Source organism: Rhizobium sp. TBD182 (genome assembly GCF_001950375.1).
GTDB lineage: Bacteria > Pseudomonadota > Alphaproteobacteria > Rhizobiales > Rhizobiaceae > Agrobacterium > Agrobacterium tumefaciens.
This window is the reverse complement of record NZ_BDLN01000001.1, coordinates 623,868-636,316: the sequence shown is the minus strand read 5'-3', so window position 1 is coordinate 636,316 and position 12,449 is coordinate 623,868. Positions and strand designations below refer to the sequence as shown.

Below are 12,449 nucleotides of genomic sequence, written 5' to 3'. Positions count from 1 at the left end.
AAGGCGTGCGCGAAGTGGTGATCTCCAACGATGTCGTCAGCGGCATCGCTCGCCCGCTCTACATCTATGCGGATCGTCAGGAAGAAAAGGCCAATGTTTCGGCTTGATTGACCGATCCGACGCTTTGATGAATTCAAAAGGCCCGCACTCGTGCGGGCCTTTTCTGTTGTGGCAGGTGCGAAACTTGCCGCTAACTTGGAGTAACCCGATTTTGCGTTTGGAGCGGATTGCGCTTTGCTGATAAAGTCTTAAAACTGATTTGCAGCGCGATATGACGGAAATGTGAATTACCGTCGGCGACCCGGTTCCTGATCCTGTGGGATAACCGGAAATGTCGGGAGTAATAGCCGGCGCTGTATTTGTTTGAATTTTACGGCCGTGCCGTTGCGCGGGGTCGTCTCTTCCGGTGACTTGAAATCGGCGTTCCGAAACTCCACTTTCAGTCTCGAGAAATGAATATGCCGGACGCCCCAAGACGTCAGGCAAAGTGTCCTGAAAGGGACCATGAAAGGAAATGATATGACGAACATCACGTCTGCGGCATCCGGCGGTATCTATCCGGTACTTCCCCTGCGCGACATTGTCGTTTTCCCGCATATGATCGTTCCCCTGTTCGTCGGGCGGGAAAAATCCATTCGCGCTCTCGAAGAGGTCATGGGCTCGGAAAAGCAGATCATGCTTGTTACCCAGATCAACGCCAGCGATGACGATCCGTCCCCGGAAGCCATCCACAAGGTCGGCACGGTCGCTAACGTTCTCCAGCTGCTGAAGCTGCCCGACGGCACCGTGAAGGTGCTTGTGGAAGGCAAGGGCCGCGCCCAGATCGAGGCCTATACCGACCGCGAAGATTTCTACGAAGCGTCTGCAACGCCGCTGCAGGAGCCTGCGGAAGACCCGGTTGAGATCGAGGCGCTGTCGCGTTCCGTCGTTTCGGAGTTCGAGAGCTATGTGAAGCTCAACAAGAAGATTTCGCCCGAGGTTGTCGGCGCTGCCGGCCAGATCGACGATTATTCGAAGCTGGCCGACACTGTTGCTTCGCACCTGTCGATCAAGATCACCGAAAAGCAGGAAATGCTGGAAACCGTCAGCGTGAAGCAGCGGCTTGAAAAAGCGCTCGGCTTCATGGAAGGCGAAATTTCCGTGCTTCAGGTCGAGAAGCGTATCCGCTCGCGCGTCAAGCGCCAGATGGAGAAGACGCAGCGCGAATATTATCTGAACGAACAGATGAAGGCGATCCAGAAGGAGCTCGGCGACGGCGAGGATGGCCGTGACGAGATGGCCGAACTGGAAGAGCGCATTGCCAAGACCAAGCTTTCCAAGGAGGCCAAGGATAAGGCCGAGGCGGAAATGAAGAAGCTTCGCCAGATGAGCCCGATGTCTGCGGAAGCGACTGTCGTGCGCAACTATCTGGACTGGCTGCTCAGCCTGCCCTGGGGCAAGAAGTCGAAGGTCAAGGTTGATCTCAACAGCGCCGAGGCGGTCCTCGATCAGGATCATTTCGGTCTGGACAAGGTCAAGGAACGCATCGTTGAATATCTGGCCGTGCAGGCTCGCGCTTCGAAGATCCGTGGCCCGATCCTGTGCCTCGTCGGTCCTCCCGGCGTCGGCAAGACTTCGCTCGCCAAGTCGATCGCCAAGGCGACCGGCCGCGAATATGTGCGTATGGCGCTGGGTGGTGTGCGTGACGAGGCGGAAATCCGCGGTCACCGCCGTACCTATATCGGCTCCATGCCGGGCAAGATCGTTCAGTCGATGAAGAAGGCCAAGAAGTCCAATCCGCTCTTCCTGCTCGACGAGATCGACAAGATGGGCATGGATTTCCGGGGCGATCCGTCTTCCGCACTGCTGGAGGTGCTCGATCCGGAACAGAACTCCACCTTCATGGACCACTATCTTGAAGTGGAATACGACCTGTCCGACGTGATGTTCGTGACCACGGCCAACACGCTGAACATTCCAGGTCCCCTGATGGACCGTATGGAAGTGATCCGCATCGCCGGTTACACGGAGGACGAAAAGCGCGAAATCGCCAAGCGTCACCTGCTGCCGAAGGCGATCAAGGAACATGCCCTGCGTCCGGAAGAGTTCTCGGTCAGCGACGACGCTCTGATGATCGTGATCCAGCAGTACACTCGCGAGGCGGGCGTGCGCAGCTTCGAGCGCGAGCTGATGAAGCTTGCACGAAAGGCCGTGACCGAGATCATCAAGGGCAAGGTCAAGTCCGTGGAAGTCACCGCAGCCAATGTCCCGGATTATCTGGGCGTTCCGCGGTTCCGCCACGGTGAAGCCGAGCGTGAGGATCAGGTTGGTGTCGTCACCGGTCTGGCATGGACGGAAGTCGGCGGTGAGTTGCTCACCATCGAAGGCGTGATGATGCCGGGCAAGGGCCGCATGACGGTCACCGGCAACCTCAAGGAAGTGATGAAGGAATCCATTTCGGCAGCGGCATCTTATGTCCGCTCGCGCGCCGTGGACTTCGGCATCGAACCGCCGCGTTTCGACAAGAGCGATATCCACGTTCACGTTCCGGAAGGGGCTACCCCGAAGGACGGACCGTCTGCCGGTGTTGCCATGGCAACCGCCATCGTCTCTATCATGACCGGTATCCCGGTCTCCAAGGATGTGGCGATGACGGGTGAGATCACGCTTCGTGGTCGCGTGCTGCCGATCGGCGGCCTGAAGGAAAAGCTGCTTGCGGCGCTTCGCGGCGGCATCAAGAAGGTGCTCATCCCGGAAGAAAACGCCAAGGACCTGGCGGATATTCCTGATAATGTGAAGAACGAGATGGAGATCATCCCGGTTTCTCGCATGGGTGAGGTCATCAAGCACGCGCTGCTTCGCATGCCCGAGCCAATCGAGTGGGACGGCAGCATCGAAACGCCTGTTATCGCAACTGTCGACGGTGTCGACGAGGGCGGACAGACGATCGCACATTGATTGCCACGTCGTTGTGAAAGCCAGAATCGGTTTTCGCGACACCTGTGCGTAGATTCAATGTGTTAGATGCCGAAAGGCGCGATGCTTCTTTGATGCTCGCAGAACTGGTGCGAAATTGGCACGTTTAAGGGAAAGGCCGGCAGAAATGTCGGCCTTTTTTGTGAAAAACCCCGCAGACCCCTTGTTTTTCAGGCGATTCCAGCGCTTTTGAGTTGCTGCGCGCGGATACAGACGTATTCTGCGCCGGCTTAATTTGAGTCGTTTCAAACCATTGAAAGGGGTGGAAACATGAACAAGAACGAGCTCGTCTCTGCTGTTGCCGAAAAGGCTGGTCTCACGAAGGCAGATGCTGCTTCCGCTGTTGATGCCGTATTCGAAACCGTACAGAACGAACTGAAGAGCGGTGGCGACATCCGTCTCGCTGGCTTCGGCAGCTTCTCCGTAAGCCGTCGTGAAGCCTCCAAGGGTCGTAACCCTTCCACGGGTGCTGAAGTCGATATCCCGGCTCGCAACGTACCGAAGTTTTCCGCAGGCAAGGGCCTGAAGGACGCCGTCAACTCGTAAGGTTTCCGAAAGGCCGTGACGTCCGGCGGCGGGCGGGCGGCTTTTCAGGTTCACGAGGAAACATGTTTTGACGCCCTGACGCCATCATGCCAGCACGTAAACCGGGCGGCTTTTCGAAATGCTTTTTCGGATAGTCCTTTTTTCGAACCGGCAAGATGTACTTGAAAGTAGGAGAGCGCGCCTGTGTAGCCTCCATCCGGTCACACGGCGCTCTGATACGCGGAATGTGCGCACGAACAGGAAAGCCCGGCCTTCATGGTCGGGCTTTTTGATTCCTCCGACAGGAAATGTCATGCCGCTGTCATGTCTCTGACGCAGAAGCCATAGGGTGTTTTTTTGGATCCAAGGGGGATTTATAATGGCGTTCCGACTTTCTCAGATGGCTTTGACTGCTGCTCTGCTCACGTCCGCGGCCTTTCCGGCTGCTGCCGAGCCGGTTTTCAACCGCATCGCATCTTTCCCGGTCGTAAAGAACCTGCCAGCGGACAAGGACGCGAAGACCGTCACTTCAGCTGAAATCGTAACCGCCAGCGAAGACGGTAAGACGCTGATCTATTCGGACAGCCCGCTTGGCGGCATTGGATTCGTTGACATCACCGACGCCAAGGCACCCAAGGCTGGCGGCGCGTTGCTGCTGGAAGGCGAACCGACCTCGGTTGCCGTTGCTGGCGCCAAGGTTCTGGCCGGTGTCAACACGTCCGAAAACCGCGCCAAGCCGTCCGGAAAGCTGGTGACGGTCGATATCGCCACCAAGAAGATCGAAGCGAGCTGCGATCTCGGCGGCCAGCCAGATTCTGTCGCAATTTCCCCGGACAAGACCTTCGCCGCCATCGCGATCGAGAACGAACGCGATGAGGAGGTGAACGAAGGCGCCCTGCCACAGATGCCCGCCGGTTACCTGGTGACGGTCGGTCTGAAAAACGGCGTTGCTGACTGCGCGACGCTGAAGAAGATCGACGTGACCGGCCTTGCCGAAATCTCCCCGGAAGATCCGGAGCCGGAATTCGTCTCGATCAATGCCAATGGCGAGATCGCGCTCACACTGCAGGAAAACAACCACATCGTCATCATCGACGGCAAGACCGGTACGGTAAAGACGCATTTCTCCGCCGGCACGGTTGATCTGGAAGGCGTCGACACGAAGACGGACGGCCAGATCAAGTTCACCGACAAGCAGGAAGGCCGCAAGCGTGAGCCAGATGCCGTGAAGTGGCTGGACAATGACCGCATAGTCATCGCCAATGAGGGTGACTGGCAGGGCGGCGCGCGCGGCTTCACCATTTTCGACAAGACCGGCAAGCTTCTTTATGAAGCCGGTGCCACCCTTGAGCACGCTGCCGCCAGCATCGGCCACTATCCGGAAAAGCGCTCCAAGGCCAAGGGCATCGAGCCGGAAGGTCTGGAGGCGGCAACCTTCGATGGCCAGAAGTACTTCTTCGTTCTTGCCGAGCGCGCGTCTCTCGCTGCGGTCTACAAGGATACGGGCGGCACACCGGAACTGGTCCAGCTTCTGCCCTCGGGCATTTCGCCTGAAGGCGCCGTCGCCATTCCGTCGCGCAATCTTCTCGTCACTGCCAACGAAGCCGATCTCGTCGAAGATGGCGGCGCTCGCTCGCATGTCATGATCTATGAACGCGCAGAAGGCCAGATTGCCTACCCGCAGCTCGCTTCCGCCACCGTGGATGGCGCACCGATCGGCTGGGGCGCTCTCTCCGGTCTGGTGGGCGATGCTGAAAAGCCTGGCATCCTCTATGCCGTGTCCGACTCGGTCTATGGAAACCAGCCGTCGATCTACACCATCGACGCAACGAAGAAGCCCGCCACCATAACCAGCGCCCTGCGCATCAAGCGCGACGGTATCGCAGCCCAGAAACTCGACATCGAAGGCATTACGCTTGACGGTAAGGGCGGCTTCTGGCTGGCCTCGGAAGGTGACAGTGCCAAGCTCGTGCCCCACGCACTCTACAATGTCAGCGCCAAGGGCGAGATCAAGGCTGAGATCGCTCTGCCGAAGGAACTGCTGGCTGGCGAAACCCGTTTCGGTTTCGAAGGCGTGACCATGATCGGCAAGGGCGACGACGCGACGCTGTGGATGGCCGTACAGCGCGAGTGGGGCACGGACGAGAAGGGTTTCGTCAAGCTCGTCTCCTACAATCCGAAGTCCAAGGAATGGGGCGCCGTGCGTTACCCGCTCGACAAGACCGAGGCAGGCTGGGTCGGCCTTTCTGAAATCACCGCACAGGGCGACTATGTCTATATCGTCGAGCGCGACAATCAGGTCGGTGACAAGGCAAAGATCAAGAAGCTTTACCGCGTCGCGATCGCTGACCTGAAGCCGGGCAAGATCGGTGGCGAACTGCCGCTGGTGGCCAAGCAGGAAGCACATGATTTCCTGCCGGACCTCAAGGCCCAGACGAATGGCTATACCGTTGACAAGCTGGAAGGCTTCACCTTCGACAAGGCAGGAACGGCCTATGTCGTCACTGACAATGACGGCGTCGACGGATCTTCCGGCGAAACGCTGTTCTTTACCGTCGATCTGAAGGCGATCAACTGATCGGGCAGAATAGAATCGCAAATGAGAAAAGCCGGGCATAGCCCGGCTTTTTTGTGCGGCGGAAGAAACCCCGATTTTGGAAATGCCGATTCCCCACGATGAGTCGCATACCAGCCGTTAAAACCGGCATGGTCGCGTCGCTATCGCATAATCGAGGGTGTTATCCGGAGGACTTCCATGAATGTGCAGTGGACCAGATCGCTAGAGATCACCGCCCCATGGAATTCTTGCTTTTGGGAGTGCTGTCTTTTTCCGAGTCCTGCTGGACCCAGCGGAAAAAAATATAAACAGGCAGCGCAATAAGCGCGAGTGTTACAAACGCGTCGACCGACATGGTTTCATCCATCATTTATACCGTTCATCATGAAACGGCTCGAAAACAATGCATGAAATCTCTTTAAAAAGTCTGAATCTGCTTATTTTTCGGGATGTTGCGGGGTGGCACACCTATTGGAGCCGGCCTGTATGAATGTGAAACAGGAGTGCCGATCTGGCATAGACTCACGCCGGAAAAGCCGCTTCACCAGCCCAAGGCCGCGGCCGTCTACAGAATCGGGGGCAGGGCCCGTGATTCCCGATGCCGGAGGTTTACGGCGGAACGCACCGACATCCGAAAGAGCTTCGGCCTGGTAACGCACAAGTTCTGAAGAAGCTGGAAAATGGTGGGCGATGAGAGACTCGAACTCCCGACATCCTCGGTGTAAACGAGGCGCTCTACCAACTGAGCTAATCGCCCTTCGCGTCTTGCAGATCGTGTCTGCCGCGTCGGTGGCCGTGATGTATTCGGATCGGAAAAAAACCGCAAGGGCTTTTGTGAAGTTTTTTTGTTTTTTTTCCGGACAGCTTTGCCCATTGGCAGAGGTGATCGGCAAAAAGCCGGGAACTGCGGGCTTTTCGATAAAAACAACGCCCGGCCGTTACCTTTGGCGGTATGCTGGAATCGCGTTACGGACGCCCCGGCTGTGGACAAGTTTTTTGTTTTTGTTGGGAAAAGCCCGGAAAACAAGGCATTCGCTGCAATGCCGGTCAAAGGCCTTTCAGTTTTTTCCGATCAAAATGAAGAAGCTTATTCTTTTGTCGTGAAACCTGCTTGACACCCCCGCACGAACGCCGTAGTTAGCCGCTCAACGAACAGCCGAGGCTTGTTCGTACGGCGAGACTAAGGTCTTGTCGGTCAGGATAAGCGGGTGTAGCTCAGTTGGTTAGAGTGCCGGCCTGTCACGCCGGAGGTCGCGGGTTCGAGCCCCGTCACTCGCGCCATCCTGTTCCTCGGAAAAAACGCAGACGAATGTCTGTGAAGCGCGGGTGTAGCTCAGTCGGTTAGAGTGCCGGCCTGTCACGCCGGAGGTCGCGGGTTCGAGCCCCGTCACTCGCGCCATTTCTTTCACCGAAATGACACTCCCAAACGAAGCAAGCAGGCATAGTCCTGCCATATCGGCAATGGCGATTTCAGCGCCTGTTTCCGGCATTTGCGAGCGCGGTTTTTCCTGCTGTTTTTAGTCAAGTTTCGATATCGAGAGATCGTCACTTCGCTGCCATTTTGACGTAAAATTCGTGTGACTTTTTTGCGGTTGCGTCGTTCAATCGATTATTATTGTATTTGAGGGGCTTAGCCCGGAATTGTGGCCCAAATTTGCGTCAATTCCGGCAATATTGTTGCCAATCAATGCGGCAGGTGTCTTGAAATGGTGCCTAAACTCTTGCAGAGAGAGCGCGGCTGCGCTAACCACTTTGGCGTTGCAACATATTTGTGCGCCTTTAGACTTTCAGTCGCAAAGGCAGGTCCGGCACCCGGCCGGACAGGGAAGAGACCATGACTGAACTCCTCAGTTCCTATATTCCGATCGCAATCTTTATCGGTATCGCTCTTGTCATTGGCCTGGCGCTTCTCATCGCGCCTTTCGCTGTCGCTTATAAGGCGCCGGACCCGGAAAAGCTCTCCGCTTTCGAGTGCGGTTTCAATGCCTTCGACGACGCCCGCATGAAGTTCGATATCCGGTTTTATCTGGTGTCCATTCTCTTCATCATCTTCGACCTGGAAGTCGCCTTCCTGTTCCCCTGGGCTGTGTCCTTCGGTGATATGGGCTGGTTCGGTTTCTGGTCTATGATGGTGTTCCTCGCCGTTCTCACCATCGGCTTTATCTATGAGTGGAAGAAGGGAGCGCTGGAATGGGCATGAGCCAGAACAACAGCACGCTCGTTGCACCGCAGCCGAAGGGGATCATCGATCCCGCGACCGGCAAGCCTGTCGGCAGCAACGATGCCTACTTCACGGAAATCAACGACGAGCTGGCCGACAAGGGCTTTCTCGTCACCTCGACCGACGAGCTGATCACGTGGGCGCGTACCGGCTCCCTGATGTGGATGCAGTTCGGTCTTGCCTGCTGCGCCGTCGAGGGTCTGATGCAGGCTTCCGGCCCGCGTTACGACATGGAGCGCTTCGGTGTCGCCCCGCGCGCCTCGCCGCGCCAGTCGGACGTGATGATCGTCGCGGGAACGCTGACCAACAAGATGGCGCCGGCACTGCGCAAGGTCTATGACCAGATGCCTGAGCCGCGTTACGTCATCTCCATGGGCTCCTGCGCCAATGGCGGCGGCTATTACCATTATTCCTACGCCGTCGTTCGCGGCTGCGACCGAGTCGTGCCGGTGGATATCTACGTTCCGGGCTGTCCCCCCACGGCGGAGGCGCTGCTTTACGGCGTGCTTCTGCTGCAGAAGAAGATCCGGCGTACCGGTACGATCGAGCGCTAAGGGCAAAGGACGGATTAAGGAATGAGCGAAGCTCTAAACGATCTTGCTGCTTACGTTAAGGAAGCGCGTGGTTCCCTCGTGGTTTCGGCCGATATTGCCTATGGCGAGTTGACGCTGAACACGACGACGGAAAGCGTTATCGCGCTTTTGACGTTCCTGCGTGACGATGTGCAGTGCGGTTTCGTCAACATCATCGATATTTGCGGCGTCGACTGGCCGCAGCGCGAGAAGCGTTTCGACGTTGTCTATCACCTCTTGTCGCCGCGCCAGAATCTGCGCGTGCGCATCAAGCTGCAGGTGGCGGAAGACGAGGGCGTTCCCTCGGCAACCTCCGTTTACATGGGTGCAGACTGGTTCGAGCGCGAAGCCTGGGATATGTACGGCATTCCTTTCGAAGGCCATGCGGATCTTCGCCGAATCCTCACCGATTACGGTTTCGAAGGTCATCCGCTGCGCAAGGATTTTCCGGTTACCGGCTTTGTGGAAGTACGCTACGATGACGTTCTGAAGCGGGTTCTCTATGAACCGGTCGAACTGAAGCAGGAATTCCGCAATTTCGATTTCCTCTCTCCCTGGGAGGGGACTGACTATGTTCTCCCGGGTGACGAAAAGGCCAAGCAATGAGCGAAGCCCCCGCGACAGAGCACGGACAATGTCTTTGCGGCGCCGTTGGCTTCAATGCCAGCATCGGCGCCCGCGAATTCGGCGTTTGCCATTGCTCGATGTGCCGCCGCTGGTCCGGCGGAACATTTCTGGCTGTCGAATGCGCTGACGTCGCCATCGAGAACGAGGAGCATTTCGGTGTTTATACCTCGTCGGAATGGGGCGAGCGCTGCTTCTGCAAAAATTGCGGCAGCACGCTGATGTGGCGCTCCAAGGATGGCAAGCATTTTGCCGTCTCGTTGCAGGCTTTCGACAACCCTTCCAGTTTCCATTTTGCGTCGCAGATTTTCACGGATGAGAAGCCTTCGAGCTATTCTTTCGCGCAAACCACGCAGAACATGACCGGCCCCGAATTCATCGCCATGATCACCTCGGCGGAGCACTAGAATGACTGAGCATAACGTCCGCAATTTCACGATCAACTTCGGTCCGGAACACCCTTCCGCGCACGGCGTGCTGCGTCTGGTTCTGGAACTGGACGGCGAAATCGTCGAGCGCGTCGATCCGCATATCGGTCTTCTGCATCGCGGTACCGAAAAGCTGATCGAGACCAAGACCTACCTTCAGGCGGTGCCTTATTTCGACCGTCTCGACTACGTCGCGCCGATGAACCAGGAACACGCTTTCGCGCTCGCCGTCGAAAAGCTGCTGGGTCTCGAAATCCCGATGCGCGGCCAGTTGATCCGCGTGCTTTATTCGGAAATCGGCCGCATCCTGTCGCACATCATGAACGTGACGACTCAGGCCATGGACGTCGGCGCTATGACGCCGCCTGTCTGGGGCTTCGAGGAACGTGAAAAGCTGATGGTCTTCTACGAGCGCGCCTGTGGCGCCCGCATGCACTCGGCCTATGTCCGTCCGGGCGGCGTGCATCAGGATCTGCCGCCGGAACTGGTCGAAGATATCGGCAAATGGTGCGATCCCTTCATTACCGTTCTCGACAATATCGAAGGCTTGTTGACCGACAACCGCATCTACAAGCAGCGTAACGTCGATATCGGCGTCGTCTCGCTTGAAGACGCCTTTGCCTGGGGTTTCACGGGCGTCATGGTGCGCGGTTCGGGTGCTGCCTGGGATTTGCGTCGCGCGCAGCCCTACGAGTGCTATTCCGATCTGGAGTTCGATATCCCCGTCGGCAAGAACGGCGACTGCTATGACCGTTACCTGATCCGCATGCAGGAAATGCGCGAATCGGTGAAGATCATGAAGCAGTGCGTCGATCTTCTCTCCGGCAAGCACCGCATTGGCCCGGTCTCCTCGCTGGATGGCAAGGTGGTTCCGCCCAAGCGCGGCGAGATGAAGCGTTCGATGGAAGCTCTGATCCATCACTTCAAGCTCTATACCGAAGGCTATCACGTTCCGGCCGGCGAAGTTTACGCCGCCGTCGAAGCGCCGAAGGGCGAGTTCGGCGTCTACGTGGTCGCCGATGGTTCGAACAAGCCCTACCGCTGCAAGATCCGCGCGCCGGGTTATGCACATTTGCAGGCGATGGATTTCCTGTGCAAGGGCCATCAGCTTGCCGACGTTACAGCCGTGCTCGGCTCCCTCGACATCGTGTTCGGGGAGGTCGACCGCTGATGCGTCTGCCGCTGGCCATCTTGGCTTTTCTTGCTGCGATGTCGACCTCCGTTCTCGCCCAGACGGCGACGGACGAGGGGGGCGTATCGCTATCAAGCAGCGGCGGTTCCACCATCAAGCAGCTTCTGTCTTCGGGATACGAGATCAAGGCCTCGGTTCCCAATGGCAGCAAGTTCATCGTGTTCATGCAGAAAGACAAGGCGGCTTATGCCTGCGAATTCGTCACGGTGGCGAGATCGCGTTGTGAGACGTTAAACTGAAAAGGCGTGAGGAAGTATGTCCGTTCGTCGACTAGCCGAAGATCAGTTCCAGCCCGTGGCATTTGCCTTTAACGCGGATAATACCGCATGGGCGGAAAAGACGATCCAGAAATATCCGGAGGGACGCCAGCAATCGGCGGTTATCCCGCTGCTTATGCGTGCGCAGGAGCAGGACGGCTGGGTTACCCGCGCCGCCATCGAAAAAATCGCCGACATGCTGGATATGGCTTATATCCGCGTGATGGAAGTGGCGACCTTCTACACCCAGTTCCAGCTGAAGCCGGTCGGCACACGCGCCCATGTTCAGGTTTGCGGCACCACGCCCTGCATGCTGCGCGGCTCCGAAGCGCTGATGGATGTCTGCCGCAAGAAGATCCACCACGATCCGCTGCACACCAACGAGAGCGGCACGCTGTCCTGGGAAGAAGTGGAATGTCAGGGCGCCTGCGTCAACGCGCCGATGGTCATCATCTTCAAGGATGCCTATGAGGATCTGACGCCCGAGCGCCTGGAAGAGATCATCGACACGTTCGAGGCAGGCAAGGGCGACACGGTCAAGACCGGCCCCCAGATCGACCGTCACCAGTCGGTGCCCGTTGGCGGCCTGACGACGCTGACGGAAGAGATCAAGCCAGATCGCTCCAATCTCGACAAGCCTGCGGAAGCTCCGGCGGAAGCAGCCCCCGTTCTTCCTTCGAATGCCGCCAAGCCAAAGACGGACGCACCGGAAACCGATCCGAAGCTGAAGACGCCTGCGAACGAGCCCAAGGCTGCTGCGGAAAACGCAAAGGCAGGGGAACAGCAATCGGCAGGCAAGGAAGCGACAGCATCCAGACCGTCGCTTGAGTCGGACGACCGTCCGGCAGGCATTGAAAAGCCCGCTGCGCCCGATGACCTGAAACTCATTTCAGGCGTTGGTCCGAAGATCGAAGGCACGCTTAACGAGCTCGGTATCTTCACCTATGCGCAGATTGCCGGCTGGAAGAAGGCCGAGTGCGACTGGGTGGATGGTTATCTGAATTTCAAGGGCCGCATCGAACGCGATGAGTGGATCAAGCAGGCCGAGGCGCTCGCCAAGGGTGGCGAAGCCGAGTATATCAGGGTCTTCGGCAAGAAGCCGCGGTAAAGGGTGAAGC

Annotated in this window: 12 protein-coding genes and 3 tRNA genes; 13 read left to right on the top strand and 2 right to left on the bottom strand. The window is 57.6% G+C overall.

The window, feature by feature from the left end; genetic code table 11:
* The first annotated feature begins 519 nt into the window (after window positions 1-519).
* The 3 genes from lon to T18_RS03195 all read left to right on the top strand — a co-directional run bounded on the left by lon (window position 520) and on the right by T18_RS03195 (window position 6,058).
* Window positions 520-2,937 carry an endopeptidase La gene (gene lon / locus T18_RS03205; RefSeq protein WP_038492788.1) on the top strand — a complete coding sequence of 806 codons (2,418 nt, stop codon included), beginning with the start codon at window positions 520-522 and terminating at the stop codon, window positions 2,935-2,937.
* A gap of 288 nt (window positions 2,938-3,225) precedes the next feature.
* Complete coding sequence (gene hupB / locus T18_RS03200) at window positions 3,226-3,501, top strand: DNA-binding protein HupB (RefSeq protein ID WP_003496481.1); 276 nt, start codon at window positions 3,226-3,228, stop codon at window positions 3,499-3,501.
* A gap of 358 nt (window positions 3,502-3,859) precedes the next feature.
* A complete protein-coding gene (locus T18_RS03195) occupies window positions 3,860-6,058 on the top strand; it encodes an esterase-like activity of phytase family protein (RefSeq protein WP_046205512.1) in 2,199 nt (732 codons plus the stop codon).
* Between the two features lie 208 nt (window positions 6,059-6,266).
* Here the strand turns inward: T18_RS03195 and T18_RS26940 are convergent, their stop codons facing one another.
* Entirely contained in the window at window positions 6,267-6,407 is a 141-nt protein-coding gene (locus tag T18_RS26940) for a hypothetical protein (protein WP_003512649.1), read from the bottom strand.
* A gap of 311 nt (window positions 6,408-6,718) precedes the next feature.
* Window positions 6,719-6,794: transfer RNA gene (locus T18_RS03190), tRNA-Val, on the bottom strand.
* 226 nt (window positions 6,795-7,020) lie between these two features.
* On the opposite strand from T18_RS03190, the gene T18_RS27470 reads away from it, so the two are divergent.
* The 10 genes from T18_RS27470 to T18_RS03140 all read left to right on the top strand — a co-directional run bounded on the left by T18_RS27470 (window position 7,021) and on the right by T18_RS03140 (window position 12,439).
* On the top strand, window positions 7,021-7,152 hold the full coding sequence (locus T18_RS27470) for a hypothetical protein (RefSeq protein WP_003512651.1): 132 nt from the start codon (window positions 7,021-7,023) through the stop codon (window positions 7,150-7,152).
* 89 nt (window positions 7,153-7,241) lie between these two features.
* Window positions 7,242-7,318: transfer RNA gene (locus T18_RS03180), tRNA-Asp, on the top strand.
* Between the two features lie 41 nt (window positions 7,319-7,359).
* Window positions 7,360-7,436, top strand: a tRNA-Asp gene (locus tag T18_RS03175).
* 435 nt (window positions 7,437-7,871) lie between these two features.
* Window positions 7,872-8,237 (top strand): NADH-quinone oxidoreductase subunit A, encoded by a 366-nt coding sequence (locus tag T18_RS03170; RefSeq protein WP_003512653.1) that lies wholly within the window; start codon window positions 7,872-7,874, stop codon window positions 8,235-8,237.
* Window positions 8,228-8,812: a NuoB/complex I 20 kDa subunit family protein gene (locus T18_RS03165; RefSeq protein WP_003512655.1), complete on the top strand. Its 585-nt coding sequence runs from the start codon at window positions 8,228-8,230 to the stop codon at window positions 8,810-8,812. Before T18_RS03170 ends, T18_RS03165 begins: the two co-directional genes overlap by 10 nt.
* A gap of 21 nt (window positions 8,813-8,833) precedes the next feature.
* On the top strand, window positions 8,834-9,436 hold the full coding sequence (locus T18_RS03160) for an NADH-quinone oxidoreductase subunit C (protein WP_003512657.1): 603 nt from the start codon (window positions 8,834-8,836) through the stop codon (window positions 9,434-9,436).
* Window positions 9,433-9,861, top strand: a complete 429-nt coding sequence (locus T18_RS03155; protein WP_038490727.1) for a GFA family protein — start codon at window positions 9,433-9,435, stop codon at window positions 9,859-9,861. The genes T18_RS03160 and T18_RS03155 overlap by 4 nt, the downstream gene beginning before the upstream one ends.
* A 1-nt stretch (window position 9,862) precedes the next feature.
* Window positions 9,863-11,053: an NADH-quinone oxidoreductase subunit D gene (locus T18_RS03150; RefSeq protein ID WP_003512668.1), complete on the top strand. Its 1,191-nt coding sequence runs from the start codon at window positions 9,863-9,865 to the stop codon at window positions 11,051-11,053.
* Entirely contained in the window at window positions 11,053-11,313 is a 261-nt protein-coding gene (locus T18_RS03145; protein ID WP_025593255.1) for a hypothetical protein, read from the top strand. Before T18_RS03150 ends, T18_RS03145 begins: the two co-directional genes overlap by 1 nt.
* A gap of 16 nt (window positions 11,314-11,329) precedes the next feature.
* Window positions 11,330-12,439, top strand: a complete 1,110-nt coding sequence (locus T18_RS03140; protein WP_038490731.1) for an NADH-quinone oxidoreductase subunit E — start codon at window positions 11,330-11,332, stop codon at window positions 12,437-12,439.
* The last annotated feature ends 10 nt before the right edge of the window (window positions 12,440-12,449 follow it).